Source organism: Citrobacter sp. RHB35-C21 (genome assembly GCF_013816515.1).
GTDB lineage: Bacteria > Pseudomonadota > Gammaproteobacteria > Enterobacterales > Enterobacteriaceae > Citrobacter > Citrobacter braakii.
Genome location: NZ_CP057147.1, coordinates 4002029 through 4019638, shown reverse-complemented (window position 1 = coordinate 4019638; position 17610 = coordinate 4002029). Strand labels below are relative to the sequence as shown.

Below are 17610 nucleotides of genomic sequence, written 5' to 3'. Positions count from 1 at the left end.
CTCTCTCTCCTTTAGCGATTATCAAGTTGGGCGCGAACGTTGTTCAGGCCGGTCGTATTAATACGGTAGGGCTGACCATTGACGGATTTGATCAGTTTCTTGGTTCTGAGCTTTTTGAACACCTCGAGCGTGCAGTCGCAGAGCAGCAACCCTTCACGGCTATAGCATTCGACGGAAGTGACGCGGCCAGAGGCATCGCGGACGTGAGCAATACGGCCACCTTTGGCGAGAACGTGTAAGGTACGTTGTTCCTGACGGGATAAATTCATACTGGAAAACCTGTTTAATCATCATGTGCAAAACGTGCAAACACACAGCGGTGTCCGCATTCGAATTCGGCGCATTGATAACCAGTCCGGCCTGAAAAGGTCGGGAAGCTGATTATCAGATGATTACATTCTCCAGCATCAAAGCCTCGGGTTGAGTTGAAAGGTATTTACATGATGAATAATACCTGCAAGAAACAGTAGGGGAACCTCCTTGTAGTGGAAGTGTGATCTGTAACGAAAAATTGTATTTCTTTTATTTAATGACTTTTTAATTCTCGTTATGTAAATCGCATTTATTCATTAAATTAATTTAATGTTTCAGCGTCGCCAGAAACGCTATCGGTAGCCATACAGCATTGCTATTCTTTTTTTATCACCTCATTGATTAGTATGATTTACTCTTTTTGCTGGTTAATTTTGTTCTTTGATAAATGCTCCTTTATCATAATTGTGGTTTTAAATGAAATTTGCAATTTAATGTTTTTAAGAATTTTCTTAACGTGGCTAAGTGTGTATACTCGGTCCTGCAAGAAGCGCTTCTGTTATCATTAAAACTATAAGTATGTCCTTAACACCCGTATTACCTCTGCCCTGAATCTCTTCTCGGGGGAGAGGTTTTTTTTTGCCTTCATATTATTTGGCTTATCGTCATAAATGGAAATTTTAATATTATCGTTATTGATGTTCACATTATTGGTTACGCCGATTTAGCTCTACTGACCCCTACGGCAATATTGAAATAGTATCACCCTGAATCTATTTCATAGTGAATAGTATAGTTCTGGCTATGTTTATGTGGGTATTATATAGCTTTCCTTATAACTGCCTTTTTTTCAGCGCGATAGAAGTTTTTTGCTTTTGAGGTAATTGTGATTTTGTTCACGGATTTTAGTGCGCGAAGTGGCTATTTGTAGAGAGGTGCAAACGGTTGCATGTTGCTGATACAGTATTCGTTCATTAAAAAAATATAGCGATGGTATGTCTTATGCCAGTACAGAGTACAGGAATCTAAATGATTTCTATTATCTCATAGGTATAGGGATGCCGTTTATGACTTCTGTTAGCTTAACACCATGGGAAATAGCAGTAAAAACAGACAGGGAATATGATTTAATCAATCAGAAAGGAGTTTTTTAATCGCAGGTATAATCACTAGCCTTTTTATCTTCCTTTATATAAATCGTTGTCGTAATGCCCATAAAATCAGCGTTCTGGGATGAACGCTGATTTTATTTGGTTCTCAGATTATTTACTCCACGCTGCATGCAGAATACCTCTCGCAGTACCTCATAAATGATACATTAAAGGATCTCCTGGAATGGATATTGTTGAACGCTTTATTAACTACACGAAAATCAATACCACGACATCAAGGGAAAACGGCGCTAATGGGATAATGCCTTCTTCTCCTGGTCAAATGGAACTGGCAAAACTGCTTGCAGCAGAACTTGAAGCATTAGGAATGGAAAACATTGAGGTCAGGGATACCGCTATAGTGACGGCAACCTTACCTGCAAATACTGATGACACGATCCCGGTGGTCTCTTTTTTTGGTCATCTGGATACCAGTGCGGAACAGACCGCAGACACCAAAGCACAGCGCCTGCATTATCACGGTGGGGATTTATGCCTGAACAAAGAGCTGAATATTTACCTGCGCGAAAGTGAATTTCCGGAACTGAAAAATTATATCGGTGATGACCTGCTGGTGACCGACGGGACCAGTCTGTTGGGCGCTGATGATAAAGCAGCCATCGCCGCGATTATGAATGCTCTTGAGTATCTGGTCGCACACCCGGAAATAAAACATGGGCCGGTAAAAGTGGGTTTTGTCCCGGATGAGGAACAGGGCTTGCGTGGCGCAAAAGCGTTTGATGTTGCCGCGTTTGGTGCTGATTTTGGCTATACCCTGGATTGCTGCGGTATCGGTGAGTTTGTTTACGAGAACTGGAATGCGGGCGATGCGGAAATCATCTTTACCGGCCAGTCCGCACACCCGATGTCGGCCAAAGGTAAGTTAAAGAATTCGCTGCTGATGGCGCATAAGTTTATTGCCATGCTCCCAGGGGGAGAAGCGCCTGAATATACGGAAGGGCGCGAAGGGTATTACTGGGTAAAACAGCTACAGGGTAACAGTGCCCGCACGGTACTTAAGCTGGATATCCGCGATTTCAGTGAAGAAGGTTATAAGGCGCGTATGGCGTTTATTCGCCAGCTTGCCGTCAGCACCTGTGCCCTGTGGGGGGAAAACAGCGTGGTCTGTCATTTAGCCGATCGCTACGCGAATGTGTTGAACAGTTTGCAGGGGGATGCTCACTACCCGATTGATATTGCATTCCGCGCGTATCAGAAATGCGGCATAACGCCCGCACCTGTCGCCATGCGTGGCGGGTATGATGGCGCGGTACTGTCGCAGAAAGGATTGCCGTGCCCGAATATTTTTACCGGTGCTCATAACTTCCATTCAATTTATGAGTATCTGCCGGTGCGTTCTCTGCGGGCCGCCAGTGATGTGGTGGTGGCGGTGATTGAGGAAACTTATACTGAGTTCGCGCAGCGGAGAGCTCAGTCATGATTCAGGTGTTAATCGCACTTCTGGTGATCGTGGTGGTCGCGCGTCTGATTCTGAAAGGTTACCGCGCTGAACCGGTGCTCTTCATTGCGGGCTTAGTCTTGATGATTTGCACCGCGTTAACCGGATGGGGGTCCGTATTACCGAAGGGGGTTGCCAGTACGGGAATTTCCTTTCTCGATCCTTTCGAGGTAATGCGCGATCTCTTCAGCACGCGCGCCGCCGATCTCGGCCTGATGATCATGGCGTTAATGGGATTTGCGCATTACATGGATCATATCGGCGCAAATGAGGCGGTCGTGCGGGTAGTAACGAAACCCTTACGGGCGCTGCGTTCACCCTATGTGCTCCTCTTTTTCTCCTACCTGCTCGCCAGCCTCCTGCAGTTGGCCATTCCTTCTGCAACTGGGCTTGCCGTGTTGCTGATGGGGACGATGTTCCCCATTATGCTGGGGTTAGGGCTCTCAGCGGCCTCGGCTGCCGGGGTCATTGCTACTTCGCTTGGCGTGGCTTACACCCCGACGGCAATCGATGCTATCAGGGGCTCTAAAGCAGTGAATATGGATGTAGTGGAATATGTTGTTTACCACCAGGGACCCGCCGCGCTGGCAACGGTTCTGGTTGTCGGCGTGTGCCATTTTTTCTGGCAGCGGCATTGCGACCGTAAAGCAGGGACGTTACCGCGGGAAATCGGTAGCGCAGAAGTGACTGATTCAGGAAAATCCCCGGCTTTTTACGCACTGCTCCCCATGCTTCCGATACTGATGGCAGTAGGGTCATCCGAAATGTTCGTCAGGGGTATCAACCTGAATATTATCACCATTGTCCTCATTTCAATGACCATCTGTATGCTGATTGAATGGCTGCGAGTGCGTGATTTAAAGTCGGTCTGCGAAGGTTTCAGCCATTTCCTGAAAGGAATGGGCACTGCGTTTACCGGTGTGGTTGGACTGTTGGTTGCGGCAGGGGTTTTTGCTCATGGAATTAAAGTCATCGGTGCGATCGATCAGCTCATTCTGATGGCCGAACACGTGGGATTACCGCCGTTTGCCATGGCGGTAGTATTTGCGCTGGTGACGCTGGCCGCGGCTATCATTATGGGGTCGGGGAATGCGCCATTCCTCGCCTTCGTTGAGCTCATCCCGCAAATTGCCGCCAGTATGGGCGCTAACGCTGTTGCCATGATCCTGCCGATGCAGCAGGCATCGCATATGGGACGGGCCATTTCACCGGTATCCGGCGTCGTGATTGCCGTTTCCAGCGGAGCGAAAATAACCCCATTCGATGTGGTGAAGCGTACCGCCGTACCGCTGATTGTGGGGTTCGTTACTCACACCCTGATCATTGGTATTTTCTATTAACCGTACCAGCGACAAGCCAACTTCCGGTTCATTGAATCCGGAGGTTGGCTTTTTGAATTAGGCGAAATTTAAAAGCGTTAATATTACTGATACCTGTATAAAAAGCCTTGCCTGCTACTGTGAGGCTGACTGTCGCTCAGCGGAGGATAAAATGCGATTCCATTAGGATTTTTAATGGCTGTTTAGCGTTGGAATGGGTGTTTGTCTGGGGTGTCTGGTCAAAACTATCAGGATATTTCTTCTAATCAGCAATTTTTGAATTTTTATGATGATCATATTTTTAACAGTAGGTGGAATTGATAACCTGTGAGTATTATTAGTTTTTATCTTTATCGTATAATTCTTATTATTTATCGCTGAGCCATCCGGGCATCAATGATTAATAAGAGTGATGTGTTAAGTTTGCAATTTTATTACATAGGGATTAATTAATCTGGATCATATTTTGATGTTTTTAGTTGTAGTATTTTTTAAAATGAAATAATGCAAGATTTACATGTAATAATGATTTATTTGGGCAGGTTTAAGTGGTAAGGGATTCAGGAAAAGTTAGTACGTTACGACACCATTATCAGGATGACCTGGAAGCGTTTACCTGGAGTGCATTGGTAGCAATTGGTATCGCAATACGGGACCGTAAGATTCATTCTAAAATGTCAGAGCATCTTTTTATTATGCAATGGCTGGCCATCGCTAAAAAAAGAAAACTCTTCTCAAGGAACGTAGTCAATGAACTTCAATGGCTAATTGATGAAGGCAAGAAAAAAAGCCTCAATGCACAACTTAAATTTAAAATAGAATATCTATACTCGACTTCGAGTGGCGATGTATCGATGCAAAACGACTATTTTAAGTTTACTCATACGATTGAGGTGTTGAGAAATAATGGCTGGGAAAGCTTTCTGCTTACGCCAGAGAAATGGCGAGATCTGCATGAAAAGATTAAGGTAAGAGAAGGTAATTTTATTTTTATGGATGACACTCGGCTGCAGGCGTGTTTTGGCGTGCAGGGTGAGATTGTCAAACCCTTCTGTATCCGGGTATATGGCGATGTTGAGTTTGCAAAGTTAACGTTCATTAAACATAACCTTCCGGCTGAATTTGTAAAGCACGTTTCAAATGAGTTTTATCACTTCCATTTTCTTCTGGTAAGTAATGCTTAACTGACGATGTGAACAATGTGCTGTTAATACAAAGAATAGATTGATCAACTTGTAAATTTATCGGATAGAAACCACGCGCCAAGGACAGCGAATGTTTACTCGAAAGTTAGTGATTGCCAACGAATGGATAAGGTTGTCTGATATTCCAGACAGTGTGTCCATTTCTTTTCGGGGCGTTCTCGAGATAACTGAAAGTGCAGGTGTGCCAGACGCCAGCACGCCGTTGTTACGTTTAGAAAATGAAATGGCACCGATCACCGTCGATTCGTTGTCCTGGGTGCGGGTGCCTGTCGATAGTCAGAAAGACATTACCGTTTATATCCATAAATAATATTAATGTTGAATGGTTTTGGCCTTATTTTTGCCAATGTTAGAGGGCTGCTGTTTATCGCAGTATGTCCCCCTGAGTAATTAATTTACTACCTGAGAATGAATGCGGAAACTTTCTAATAATTAACCATTTTACAGGTTAAGGTATTACGTGATGTGTCGATAACAATTAAGTCGTAGAGGATTTTTATTGTTATGGAGATGTTTAAATGTTAAAGAATATGAGAATTAAAACCAGCCTGTTATTATTGCTGTTGTTATTTACCTTCATGCAGTTCTTTTCCAATGGATTTGAGTTGGTTGATCTCAAAGGAAATCAAAAAAATACGTTATTACTACATAATATTATTAAGGAGCAGGATACTCTGCATAAGGTCGTTGAGGCCGTTTATAAAGTCAGAAGCGTTCGTGATAATATTCAACAACATAATGCGACCGATGCCCGACAGACAGTGAATCAAATGCAAGAACAGATGGCGTATGCCAGAAAACAGTTCGATATTTTCTGGGGTATTCCTGGATTGACGGCTGACGATCCGCAAATCGGTAAAGTCATCAGAACGGCTTTTGAGCAACAAATGAATGCTGAGCAAAAGTCTATTGATACATTAAATCAGACGCTTTCCAGCAACAGTATTATTAATGCACAAGAAAATGCTAATGCGGAACTGCTCGCGGCTCGCAAAAATTTCGATAACGAAGTGACGAATTATTACAAATCAACAATGCTGATTGGTGAGAAGATCGTTGCACAAACACACGTTCAGTTTAATACCTCGATCCTGAAAGTATCCGTGATCCTGGTCATTACGGTACTTATCTTCTTTATCTGTAATTTCTGGTTGAACCGGACCATCATTCAGCCTTTAAAAATCGTATCTGAACATTTTGCGCGGATTGGTAAAGGCGATCTCAGCCATCCTGTTAAGGTATCGGGTAACAATGAAATCGGCGTACTGTGCTTAAATTTGCATAATATGCAAAAAGGCCTACGCGAGACTGTCAGCACTATTCGCGATGGCGTTGAGTCTATTAATATCGGTATGCAGGAAATTGCTTCCGGTAATTCCGATTTATCAACCAGAACGGAACAGCAGGCTGCGGCAGTCGTTGAAACGGCGGCCAGTATGGAACAGATTTCAGTGACAACAAAAAATAATACTGATAAGTCACATCAGGCATCCGTCATGACCAGCGAAAGCACGGAAATGGCATTGCGTGGCGAGCGTTTAATGAGTGATATGGTTGAGAAAATTCACCTGATCAGCCGTAATGCGCAAGGCGTGAACGAAATATCCAATGTTATTGATAGTATTGCTTTTCAAACCAATATCCTGGCATTAAACGCGGCGGTGGAAGCCGCACGCGCTGGTGAGTCCGGGCGTGGGTTTGCCGTTGTGGCGAGTGAAGTCCGAACGCTTGCTCAGCGCAGCGCCTCCTCGGCGAAAGAAATCAGTGAACTGGTTGCCAAAGCGGCAATTAGCGTTAAGGAAGGGGTAGAGATAGCCGAAAACAGTGGCGCCATGATGGCGGATATTGCGAAGGCAATACGCAACATTAATGTCTTAATGGAAGATATCTCTGGAGCCTCAGGGGAACAGAGTCGCGGCATCGAACAGATCCGGGTTGCGGTAACGCAAATGGAGCAAGTGACTCAGCAAAACGCCTCGCTGGTTGAGGAGATTGCCGCCACGACAGGCAGTGTGGAAGAGCAGTCGGCAATGCTATCCCAGGCTGTGGCGGTGTTCCAGGTGGAAGAAAACCAGCCTGAAATTCAGCATAATAAGTAGAGTACAAACTCGGCGGGTATCGTGGTGCGTTTGACGTGCCCGTTTATGACAGTGAGAAAGGTTGAGCTGCACACGGCTCACAGACCGCAGCTCATCAGGTGTCAATGTTGCCTGATGAGCTGCGCGAGAAGAATATCGGGAATGACGTTCTCCAGCGCGATTTGAAATCGCATACGTCATATTGATAATAATTCTCATTATTATTGTTGTGTTGTACAGGTAATGGTAATGTTGCTTCAGTTATCAACCGTTAATCCCATTTCCTGTGCAGAAGACAGCATGAACAACACCACCGCCCTGAATACGTCCAGACGCGTAGCCCGCACCTTCTCCGTCAGCGAGTTTATGGATTTTGGTGAGCGTTACGGGATCGATTACCGTTTTCCCCTGCTGGCGCAAAAGCCGGATTTGTCGTCTTGCAGCCCCGTTCTGCAGGGAGAGGTAGAGGAGATGACGCTCCCCTGCGGGATGTGTGTCACGCACTCTGATGTGCAGGTGCTACAACCCTACGAAACCACCTCCCGCCACAGCAGTCCTCTGTATATGCTGGTGGTTCTGGAAGGCTGCGTCATCCTGACGCTCAACGGGCAGGAGCATGTGGTACGTTCCGGGATGGCGTTTAGCTCACGCCTGAGCGAGCATCAGACGATGCGTGCCCGCCATCATGCTGACTGCAAACTGCGCACGTTATCGCTCGGTCTGTATCCCGACGGCGCGTGGCGCACGGGGTTGCTCGAATCGTTGATGCGTGAGTGGGAAAGATGCGAAACGCCGACGCTTATCTGGCAGGTGCCGGGGTTTTTACTCAGCGGCCTGCAGTATGCGCAGCGGAGCACGATCGGCCATGTTTCTCGCCAACTGATGCTGGAAGGGCTGATATTACAACTGTTCGGCCATGGCCTCAGCGTGTGTCAGGTCGAGAGTGGCAAGCGGCTTGCGGCAAGCGGTGAACAGCAGCGGCTGGAGGTCGTTCGTCGTCTGCTGGAGCAGAGTCCCGAGAATGACTACACCCTCAATGCCCTGGCCCAACGCGCGGCGATGAGCCCCAGCAGCCTGCGCAGCAAGTTCCGTGCGGCCTATGGCTGTTCCGTCTTTGACTACCTGCGTGATTGCCGTCTGGAACGCGCGCGCGGCTATTTACTGGAAGGATACAGCGTACAGCAGGCGGCCTGGATGTCGGGTTATCAACATGCTACCAACTTCTCTACCGCATTTCGGCGTCGTTACGGCTTTTCGCCTGGCGATGTGCTCAAACTTTGCTAATCCATTTTTACGTTTTTCGCACGTGCCTTCCCGACAATTTGGCACTGCGCATAGGCAACCTGGCATCCTGCATAGCTATCTCCGTTAGCAAAAAGGTAATAATTCTCACTTACAATTAGACATGCCTTTGGAGATATTCATGTTCGCGAAGACTCGGTTGGCGCTAGTGGTGGGATGGGTGACCGGTAGCGTGGCTTTTCCTCTGCTGGCGCAGGAAACAACAAAAAACGATACGGTGGTTGTCACCTCGCAAATGCAAAGCGGGGCCACGAAGCTCGCCACGCCGGATCTTGAAACGCCTCAGTCGGTATCGATCATTACCCGTGAACAGTTTGAAGAGCAGGGCGCAACCAGCGTGCGCCAGGCCGTGAGCTATACGCCGGGGGTGTACAGCAATCAGATTGGTGCCTCCAACCGCTTTGACTATATTGTGCTGCGTGGTTTCTCGGATGGTAGCCTGGACAACGTCTATCTCGATGGCCTGAAGATGATGGGGGACACCAACTCACACAGCTCGCTGGTGGTTGATCCGTGGTTCCTCGAAGATATCGAAGTGGTACGCGGCCCGGCTTCCGTACTGTATGGCCGTTCTTCTCCGGGCGGTATTGTCGCGCTGACATCACGTAAGCCGTCGTTTGATGCTGGCGGAGAAGTGAAACTGTTTGCTGGCAACAATAACCAGCGCGGCGCGGCGTTTGACGTCACCGGGGCGCTGGATGATAACGATCGCGTGGCGGCACGACTGAGTGGAATGACGCGTTACGCAGACTTGCAGTTTGGCCCATTGAAGGAAGAACGTTATGCGCTGATGCCCAGCCTGACCTGGCGCATCACCGACCAGACGCGTCTGGATCTGATGGCTTATCTGCACCGTGACCCGGAAGGCGGAAGCCACTCCGGTCTGCCGTATGACGGCACCGTGGTTCCACATTACGGGCAAAAGATCTCCAACACCTTTTACGAAGGCGAGGATGATTACGACAAATACGATCGCCGTGAAAACATGGTGGGCTACAACGTTGAGCACCTGTTTGATAACGGCTGGTCGGTGCGGCAAAAACTGCGCTACCTGCATACCGACGTTGAGCTGAATCAGGTGTATGCGGCGGGCTGGCTGAATGAAACCGAGCTTAACCGCGGCTACTCCGGCTCCGATGAAAAAATGTCAGCGATTACGCTGGATAACCAACTCGACGGCAGCTTTGATACCTGGCAGGTCAACCACCGTGTGCTGGTGGGGATCGACTATCAGGATCGCAGCAACAATACCACCGGTTACTACGGTGCATTCCCGCCGATTGACGCCTTTAACCCGGTATACGGCGCGCAGCCTGATTACATCAACATGTATGCGCGTGAGAAGCACAAGCTGCGCCAGACAGGCTACTATTTGCAGGATCAGATGTCATGGGATCGCTGGCGTATTACGCTCGGCGGTCGCTACGATCAGGTGAGCGTTTCTAACATTGATAAGATCAACGATACCCGTAGCGATCTGGACAAAAACAACTTCAGCACCCGTGCTGCGCTGCTCTATTTGTTCGATAACGGCTTTGCGCCGTATGTGAGTTATTCCACCGCCTTTACGCCAACCAGCTTTGCCGATGAGAACGGCAATTTGCTGGATCCGATGAAAGGCAAGCAGTGGGAAGCCGGGCTGAAATATGAGCCGGAAGGACTCAACAGTCAGTTCAGCGCGTCGGTATTCCGTATCAATCAGACGAATATTGCCACCAAAGAAGAGCCGACCGATCCGTACCGCTCGATTGGGGAAATTGAGTCTGAAGGGGTGGAGCTGGAGGCCATTAGCCAACTGACGGAGAGCTTCCGTCTGCAGGCGGCGTATACCTATACCGACATTCGCTATAAGAAAAGCAGCCCGGAAGAGCAGGGTAAGCGCGCAGTGTACGCACCGCGTAACCAGGCCAGTACCTGGCTGAGCTACGATGTGAAAAGCGGTCCGCTGGATGGCCTGACGCTGGGCTCAGGCGTGCGTTATGTCAACGGTATTGCCAGCGATCGCCTGAATACTCACACTCTGCCGTCCTACACGCTGGTGGATATGGCAATTGGCTACGACTTAACGAATATCGGTATTAAAGGGTTGAGCGCCCAGTTGAACGTCAACAACCTGACCGACAAGCGCTACGTTGCGGCTTGTAATTCGCTCTCATACTGCTACTTCGGCGCCGAGCGCAGCATTGTCGGCAGCGTTTCATGGAAGTTCTGAGTATCGTTTTTTAGCCGGATGGCGGCGCTGGCGTCTTATCAAGCCTACAGATGCGTGCAAATTGTAGGCCTGATAAGCGCAGCGCCATCAGGCTGGGGGATTGCGGTTATTGCGTAAAACCGTTTTGCATACAAATCTGCGCGCTGGTTCTCAGGGTAAAGGCGACTTTGTCTGGGTACTGGCTGTAATAGTTATGCTCTTCTTCCAACCCTTTCGCCTGCGCCAGACGTACCGTTTCCAGCGAGCAGGTACGGTAGATCAGGTCTTTATTCATATTGGTCTGCTTTTCACGCTGTTTATCTGCGGACAGCGCCAGCCAGCTCTCGGACAGCGAGTAATCGTAGACCACCCGGTTTCCTTTCGCCTGCACATTTTCAATGGTAATGAATTCGTCGATTTTCAGTCTTGGTTGCCCACGCATTTTTTTCTTATCTTCTGCTGCGGCATATTGGGCCAGCGCATTAATATCCATGCCTGCTATTTTCTGTTTATAGATATCGACATAAGCGGCGGGCTGCTGATAACGCTGAGCGTAAGCGTTTCTTAATTCTCCATCGCTTACCGTACAACCCGCCAGAAACAGAGGTAAAAGCAGCGCCAGTTTTATTTTAGTCATGATGTTTTCCCGTTCATTATTGTGGTCCCAGTCGCCCATAACATAATAGAAAAAATGATTACGGGTGATATTTAAGGTTGTATAAATGCGGACACGATGACACAAGTGCAATAGTCTTAAAATGGCGTTACAGGCAGGAAACCCTGCCAGAATTGGCAGGGGTTTTGAACATACTGGTAAAGAATTAATGGCCGATCATTTTTGCTTTCGGAATCAGCTGGAAATACAGGTGATCCGGCACCGGCGTATCCCAGACGTTGGCATAAACCGCGTAACCAATGGTGGCAAACAGAATCCCCAGCACCAGTATTGTCATGGCAATACCCGACAGTGCCGTTTGTCGCCATAACGCTTTACCGCTGCCTTTTGCACCCGGCGGTGTCTGCAGGGAAAAGCTCAATGTTGAAGCCACCGGGCAGGATTCAACACAGGTCATGCAGCCAGTGCATTCCACAGTACGCACCTGAATCAGTCTGTCGACCGGGATTTTCGATGGGCAATTTTTCGCGCATTTCCCGCAATCAATGCAACTGTCGGCGTTGCGGCGGATTTTAAACGGCGAGAACAGCGAGAACAGACCAAGCAGTGCGCCGTAAGGACACAGATAACGACACCAGGCGTTGCGAAAAAACAGGCTCAGGAGACTGATAACCACCACGGAGATGAGCGTGGCGGAGCCAATATGGCGAAAGAAATCGAGCATCTTCACATCGATGATGATTCCATAGGCTGACGTCAGAAAGTACTGAATCCCCTGGGCGGGCATCGACAGGGCGATATACAAGAAGAAACTCAGCAGCAGATACTTCAGGCTGAGCAGCGGGATATCCAGCCAGCGCGGTAGCGTAAAGTTACGACCGAATAATTTTCTCCCCAGATTACCGAGCAGTTCGGAAAGCGTCCCCACCGGGCATAACCATGAACAGAAGGCTTTTTTTAACAACAGGCTAATCAGGATAAACGCAACTAACAGCAGCATAGAGGCGGCATGGATGGGCGGAAGAAAACCGGTCTCTAGCGTATAGCGGAAATTCATCAAACCCGCTATCGGCAGCCATCCCTCAATACCGCCGGGCCTTGGAATATAAACGCTGGTGCCGGCGGTTTCGAAATAGCGGACCCAATACCAGAACGCCACGCCAATATAAATATTGATAGCCAGCAGGAGAAACTGGGTGGCTTTTCGCCAGCTGCTGGCGTTGCGCCAGTCATTCCACGGCAGTTTGCCCCCGGTCGTGCCTGGGCGGCGCTGCCAGCGCGTTCTCATCTTCCCGTTCATGGTTTTATAGTATCCCTCATATTTCCCCTTCTGCATTCAGAAGGCGTCATCACCGGGATATGCTAGCGCTATTCAGATTTGGTGTATTTGATTTGCATCTTATTACGCGGCTGTTATTTTCTTCATGCCAATATGCCTGAAAATAATAACAGCCCGATATTTATCACAGGTCAGATAAATACCCTGAACGGGGTATTTATTTCTCTGCTGGGCAACGATTATTCCTGATAAACCTCAACGCGGTCGCGGCCATTACTTTTCGCCAGATAAAGTGCGCGATCGGCTTTATCAACCAACTGTTTATAGTCGGGATGATAGTCATATTCGGCAATACCAATACTGACGGTAATAGAAAACGTTTCTGTCGCTGAGGCTGCCATGCGCATCTCGGCAATTTTCATACGCAGCGTTTCCAGAATAATACTGGCCTGTGTTTCATCTGACTCGACGAGCAGAATCATAAATTCTTCGCCACCGTAGCGGAACACGTAATCGCTGCTGCGGATATGATCGTAAATGACCGCCGCGACGTTTTTGAGCGTCAGATCGCCAGTATTATGCCCGAAGTTATCGTTAATTTGCTTGAAGTAGTCGATATCCAGCATCGCCAGGGTAAAAGGCTTACGCGTATGTAACGCCAGCGAGATCTCGCGCCGCATGATGGTCGGAATAAAGCGGCGATTAAGCAACTGGGTCAGCGAATCTTTACCATTTTCCTGCTTAACCAGCGCGTCGAACATTGAGGCGAGCAGGAAATGGATTTTTGCCGATAGCTGGCGTACATCCTGCAATAAGCTCATCCGCTCGGGTTCTGTCGGCTGATGCTGATGCGACAGGGTTGTTGTCAGACGACTGTCGATCTCTGCAATCAGTGATTCCATCTTATTCAGCAGATTGCTGTTGCCGAGGATATGTTTTCCCTTATGTGATAACCACATACCGAAGTCAGAATTCGCCAGAAACACCATCTCACCGAAAGGCATTCCGGTGGCGATGTTATAGATAAACTGGTTTTCCCAGTCGGTAAACGAACGGATTTGCCGCTCGCGCTCGACGTTAACGTCATCGTAAATAGTCTGTAGACGGTACTGCTCCTGCGTGTGCATAGAGTTTTGAAAACTGGGGGAATAGGAGACCGTCATGGCCTCCAGCGCAGTATCCATTGCCAGACTGCTGAAACAGATAGCATCGCTCAGCAAGGCGGGAGTGGAATCTGCCTTTGTTTTTAACACCCTGTACAGCTCATCTTTCAGCTTGCGCGCGCCGCGGTTAACCAGATCGATGGGCAGGCCGATACGGGCATGCACCACACCAATTTTGCGCTGTTTGGCCAGCAGTTGTGAGAGATCTTCGTGGGCGCTGCCAAGTACGCTGCGCAGCCAGTCAAACATGCTGCCGCTGAGGCGGGTACTGACCTGTTCTGTATTGAGGAACAATGCGCTCTCCGCATGGGAGAGCATATAGTCATAAAAAACGGTTACTAAATGGCGGATCTCTTCATCGCTTAACGATGTCAGGAGCGTGTGAACTTCAGGCGATGTTTGACGTAACAGCGCCTGCCATTCTGTAAGGAGTAATGTGTCGTTTACCGGTTCAACCTGTTCCATCTTACTGCCACTCAACGTGCGATTAAAAATTCAGGCGGTATTACGGACAATTACCTCACGATGGTCAAGTTAAACTCTCTTATCGATGGCTAATACCTTCATAAATAAGCCTGAGCGCGAAGACACCAATAATGGCGCCAATCACCCGGCTGGCAACCCGTTGGATTCGGCCATACGCACGGCGCACGGCGGGCAACGAAAACGCCTGGCTGAGAAAAATACGCCAGATAACGGAAGACAACACAATGCCGGCCCAGGCCATCAACCTGGCCCACGTTGGCGTGTCTGCGCTTAAGGTGACCGAGAAGATACTAATAAAAAACAGCACGGTTTGCGGATTAGATAAATCCGTTAATAACCCACGGCGGAAAAACACATACCAGGGGGCGGAAAGCGGCTGCTGTAGCGTTGGCATTTGCGGTGTAGCCTGATGCCGGATGCTGTTCCAGGCGAACCACAGCAGATAGGCGCCGCCGACAATCTTAATCAACGAAAAAATCTCTTCACACTGAGTGATAAGCGTCGCCATGCCAAAGAGCCCGAGGCCGGAGTAGAACGCATCGCCTAAGGCGACGCCCAGACCGGTTATCACGCCCGCGCGTCGCCCTGACGCCAGGCTGGTTTGCACCACCACAAACAGGTTCGCGCCGGGGTTAAAAAAAGTTAAAACAAACAGGCTGACGGTGAGTACGACGGCGTGCAGAGGTTCCATAGACAACAATTCCTCAGATTCTCATAAAGTTAACACTATAATTTCAGTGCGCTGCCTGTTCTGAGGATCAACTCACACTGGCTATTGAAACTTTGAACAGGTTGACGCGCTGCTACCCGGTGACCGGTTTTTTCTGCGCCGCAAAATCTCTATATATTCCTGCTGAATGTGGATTTTTTATCCAGGCTGGACTAGTTATTAATCATCCTTGAATCGCGTTATGTAATGTTCAGGGATCGATGATGGCGTAATAACAAAACCTGGAGCTGGTCTATGAAAACTGGAATTAAAGTACTTATTGGTGCATTAGCTTTTGTCGTGACCAACGCATATGCCGCGGAATTTATGACAAAACTTGAATTTGAAAAGGTTGAGTCGCAGTACACAAAAATCGGTGATATCTCAACGAGTAATGAAGTTTCTGTCTCAGACGCTAAAGAAGAGCTGCTGAAGAAAGCAGAAGAGAAAGGGGCCGATGTGGTGGTATTAACCTCCGGTCAAACGGATAATAAAATCCATGGCACAGCCAATATCTACAAGAAAAAATAATACGCTACTGTAAAAATCACGATACCCGCCGGTCATTGTATCGGCGGGTTTTCTTTTAATCTGCGCCAGAAGGTGGTTCGGCTTACCCCGAGATATCGTGCAGCCGCGGTTTTATCGCCATTGAATTGCGCCAGCACCTGCTGCGGCGTGAGCGATGAGGATACCTGCGGCGCGTCAGCAGCAACGGCCAGTTCCGGTAACAGCTGCTGCAGGAATTGTTCGTTCAGCTCCGGCTGCGGCTCGACGCTTAAAAACAGCGCCAGGCGCTCCATCATATTACGCAGTTCACGGATATTCCCAGGCCAGCCATAATTCAGTAACGTCGGTTGACTCAGACCCAGCCCCTTGCGCACAGGTTCAGAAAACGGCACCTCCAGTTCCGCCAGCGACTGTTTTAAAAAGCCTTCCGCCAGCGGCAGGATATCGGGCAATCGCTCGCGTAGCGGCGGTAGCGTGAGGCGCAAAATACTCAGGCGATAAAACAGATCGGTGCGAAATTCTCCCTGTTTTATCTCCTGCTCCAGATGACAGTGGGTGGCGCTAATCACCCGTACATCGACTGGAATTGGCTGATGTCCTCCGACCCGGGTGACCTCTTTTTCTTCCAGCACGCGCAGCAGTCGGGTTTGTAACGGCAGCGGCATTTCACCTATCTCATCAAGAAACAGCGTTCCGCCGTGGGCGATTTCAAACAGGCCCGCGCGTCCTCCCCGACGGGAGCCAGTAAAGGCGCCATCCTCATAGCCGAACAGCTCCGCTTCCAGTAATGATTCGGTGATTGCCCCGCAGTTGACGGCAACAAACGGCGGCGAAGGTTTACCGCGCCGGTTCTCCTGACGGGTGAAAAACTCACGATGAATTGCCTGCGCCGCCAGCTCTTTGCCCGTGCCGGTTTCGCCCTGAATCAGCACCGGTGCACGCGAACGGGCATAAAGCATAATGGTGTGCCGCACCTGTTCCATCTGTGCCGAGTGACCGCGCATATCCCCCAGCGCATAGCGGGTGCGCAGCGTATCGCCGGAAACGTACGGACCGTTTCTGCGCAGCGTCAGACGAGTCATATCGAGCGCATCGACAAAGGCCTGGCGCACGGTGGCCGCCGAATAGATAAAGATGCCGGTCATGCCTGCTTCTTCAGCCAGGTCGGTAATCAACCCCGCGCCGACGACCGCCTGCGTGCCGCTGGCTTTCAGCTCGTTGATTTGCCCACGGGCATCTTCTTCCGTGATATAGCTGCGCTGTTCAAGCTGCAAATTGAAGGTTTTTTGAAAAGCGAGCAGCGCGGGGAGGGTTTCCTGATAGGTAATGACGCCAATCGACGAGGTGAGCTTTCCCGCTTTGGCCAGCGCCTGTAGCACGTCAAACCCGCTGGGTTTAATCAGGATCACCGGAATCGATAAACGGCTTTTCAGATACGCCCCGTTGGAACCCGCGGCAATGATGGCATCACAACGCTCGGTGGCTAACTTCTTGCGGATATACGTCACCGCTTTTTCAAAACCAAGCTGAATAGGGGTGATGGTTGCCAGGTGGTCGAACTCCAGGCTGATGTCGCGAAACAGTTCGAACAGGCGCGTGACCGAAACGGTCCAGATAACCGGTTTGTCGTCGTTCACCCGCGGCGGAAGATGCGTATCAGCCATAACCATCCTAAAAAATAAGGCACCGAGTATTAGGGTTTAGTTGTGTTTCATGAATGTTGCAATGAAACGTGAAGGAACGTTTCATGAAACGATAGCTGACACGCTTTTGTGCAACAAAGATACAAAGATTTAATTTAATATATTGTTTTTAAAGGTAAATATATAAAATAATTAAAAATTAAAGTCTTTGGCATACCCCTTGCTTTAAATAAATCAACGAATGATA

General features: G+C 48.9%; 14 protein-coding genes. 8 read left to right on the top strand and 6 right to left on the bottom strand.

The window, feature by feature from the left end; translation table 11 throughout:
• Positions 1-11: 11 nt before the first annotated feature.
• Positions 12-269 carry a YjhX family toxin gene (locus tag HVZ39_RS19570; protein ID WP_016151932.1) on the bottom strand — a complete coding sequence of 86 codons (258 nt, stop codon included), beginning with the start codon at positions 267-269 and terminating at the stop codon, positions 12-14.
• 1318 nt (positions 270-1587) lie between these two features.
• On the opposite strand from HVZ39_RS19570, the gene pepT reads away from it, so the two are divergent.
• The 7 genes from pepT to foxA all read left to right on the top strand — a co-directional run bounded on the left by pepT (position 1588) and on the right by foxA (position 10978).
• Positions 1588-2844 (top strand): peptidase T, encoded by a 1257-nt coding sequence (pepT, locus tag HVZ39_RS19565; RefSeq protein WP_016155790.1) that lies wholly within the window; start codon positions 1588-1590, stop codon positions 2842-2844.
• Positions 2841-4202 carry a C4-dicarboxylate transporter DcuC gene (gene dcuC / locus HVZ39_RS19560; RefSeq protein WP_016151934.1) on the top strand — a complete coding sequence of 454 codons (1362 nt, stop codon included), beginning with the start codon at positions 2841-2843 and terminating at the stop codon, positions 4200-4202. The genes pepT and dcuC overlap by 4 nt, the downstream gene beginning before the upstream one ends.
• Positions 4203-4729: 527 nt before the next feature.
• Positions 4730-5365 carry a DUF2913 family protein gene (locus HVZ39_RS19555; RefSeq protein WP_046275632.1) on the top strand — a complete coding sequence of 212 codons (636 nt, stop codon included), beginning with the start codon at positions 4730-4732 and terminating at the stop codon, positions 5363-5365.
• Positions 5366-5456: 91 nt separating this feature from the next.
• Positions 5457-5696 carry a hypothetical protein gene (locus HVZ39_RS19550; RefSeq protein WP_153646534.1) on the top strand — a complete coding sequence of 80 codons (240 nt, stop codon included), beginning with the start codon at positions 5457-5459 and terminating at the stop codon, positions 5694-5696.
• 208 nt (positions 5697-5904) lie between these two features.
• Positions 5905-7485: a methyl-accepting chemotaxis protein gene (locus tag HVZ39_RS19545; RefSeq protein ID WP_181632862.1), complete on the top strand. Its 1581-nt coding sequence runs from the start codon at positions 5905-5907 to the stop codon at positions 7483-7485.
• A 279-nt stretch (positions 7486-7764) separates the two neighbouring features.
• Entirely contained in the window at positions 7765-8748 is a 984-nt protein-coding gene (locus tag HVZ39_RS19540) for a helix-turn-helix transcriptional regulator (RefSeq protein ID WP_032931274.1), read from the top strand.
• Between the two features lie 121 nt (positions 8749-8869).
• Positions 8870-10978 carry a ferrioxamine B receptor FoxA gene (foxA, locus tag HVZ39_RS19535; protein WP_181632861.1) on the top strand — a complete coding sequence of 703 codons (2109 nt, stop codon included), beginning with the start codon at positions 8870-8872 and terminating at the stop codon, positions 10976-10978.
• 106 nt (positions 10979-11084) lie between these two features.
• Here foxA and HVZ39_RS19530 read toward each other — a convergent pair whose 3' ends face one another.
• From HVZ39_RS19530 to HVZ39_RS19515, 4 genes are all read right to left on the bottom strand, one after another.
• A complete protein-coding gene (locus tag HVZ39_RS19530; protein ID WP_223307927.1) occupies positions 11085-11594 on the bottom strand; it encodes a hypothetical protein in 510 nt (169 codons plus the stop codon).
• Positions 11595-11778: 184 nt separating this feature from the next.
• On the bottom strand, positions 11779-12873 hold the full coding sequence (locus HVZ39_RS19525) for a 4Fe-4S binding protein (RefSeq protein WP_181632860.1): 1095 nt from the start codon (positions 12871-12873) through the stop codon (positions 11779-11781).
• A 218-nt stretch (positions 12874-13091) separates the two neighbouring features.
• On the bottom strand, positions 13092-14480 hold the full coding sequence (locus HVZ39_RS19520) for a diguanylate cyclase (RefSeq protein ID WP_016151942.1): 1389 nt from the start codon (positions 14478-14480) through the stop codon (positions 13092-13094).
• A 79-nt stretch (positions 14481-14559) separates the two neighbouring features.
• Positions 14560-15192 (bottom strand): LysE family transporter, encoded by a 633-nt coding sequence (locus HVZ39_RS19515; protein ID WP_016151943.1) that lies wholly within the window; start codon positions 15190-15192, stop codon positions 14560-14562.
• Positions 15193-15465: 273 nt separating this feature from the next.
• Here HVZ39_RS19515 and yahO point away from each other — a divergent pair, with 273 nt between their 5' ends.
• Positions 15466-15741 carry a DUF1471 family periplasmic protein YahO gene (yahO, locus tag HVZ39_RS19510; RefSeq protein WP_016151944.1) on the top strand — a complete coding sequence of 92 codons (276 nt, stop codon included), beginning with the start codon at positions 15466-15468 and terminating at the stop codon, positions 15739-15741.
• A gap of 32 nt (positions 15742-15773) precedes the next feature.
• Here the strand turns inward: yahO and prpR are convergent, their stop codons facing one another.
• Positions 15774-17384: a propionate catabolism operon regulatory protein PrpR gene (gene prpR, locus HVZ39_RS19505; protein WP_181632859.1), complete on the bottom strand. Its 1611-nt coding sequence runs from the start codon at positions 17382-17384 to the stop codon at positions 15774-15776.
• Positions 17385-17610 lie beyond the last annotated feature (226 nt).

Bases quoted from the DNA above. Each gene is read 5' to 3' on its own strand.
- HVZ39_RS19570 (WP_016151932.1), bottom strand. From the start codon at position 269: ATGAATTTATCCCGTCAGGAACAACGTACCTTACACGTTCTCGCCAAA.
- pepT (WP_016155790.1), top strand. From the start codon at position 1,588: ATGGATATTGTTGAACGCTTTATTAACTACACGAAAATCAATACCACG.
- dcuC (WP_016151934.1), top strand. From the start codon at position 2,841: ATGATTCAGGTGTTAATCGCACTTCTGGTGATCGTGGTGGTCGCGCGT.
- HVZ39_RS19550 (WP_153646534.1), top strand. From the start codon at position 5,457: ATGTTTACTCGAAAGTTAGTGATTGCCAACGAATGGATAAGGTTGTCT.
- HVZ39_RS19545 (WP_181632862.1), top strand. From the start codon at position 5,905: ATGTTAAAGAATATGAGAATTAAAACCAGCCTGTTATTATTGCTGTTG.
- HVZ39_RS19540 (WP_032931274.1), top strand. From the start codon at position 7,765: ATGAACAACACCACCGCCCTGAATACGTCCAGACGCGTAGCCCGCACC.
- foxA (WP_181632861.1), top strand. From the start codon at position 8,870: ATGCCTTTGGAGATATTCATGTTCGCGAAGACTCGGTTGGCGCTAGTG.
- HVZ39_RS19530 (WP_223307927.1), bottom strand. From the start codon at position 11,594: ATGACTAAAATAAAACTGGCGCTGCTTTTACCTCTGTTTCTGGCGGGT.
- HVZ39_RS19525 (WP_181632860.1), bottom strand. From the start codon at position 12,873: ATGAACGGGAAGATGAGAACGCGCTGGCAGCGCCGCCCAGGCACGACC.
- HVZ39_RS19520 (WP_016151942.1), bottom strand. From the start codon at position 14,480: ATGGAACAGGTTGAACCGGTAAACGACACATTACTCCTTACAGAATGG.
- HVZ39_RS19515 (WP_016151943.1), bottom strand. From the start codon at position 15,192: ATGGAACCTCTGCACGCCGTCGTACTCACCGTCAGCCTGTTTGTTTTA.
- yahO (WP_016151944.1), top strand. From the start codon at position 15,466: ATGAAAACTGGAATTAAAGTACTTATTGGTGCATTAGCTTTTGTCGTG.
- prpR (WP_181632859.1), bottom strand. From the start codon at position 17,384: ATGGCTGATACGCATCTTCCGCCGCGGGTGAACGACGACAAACCGGTT.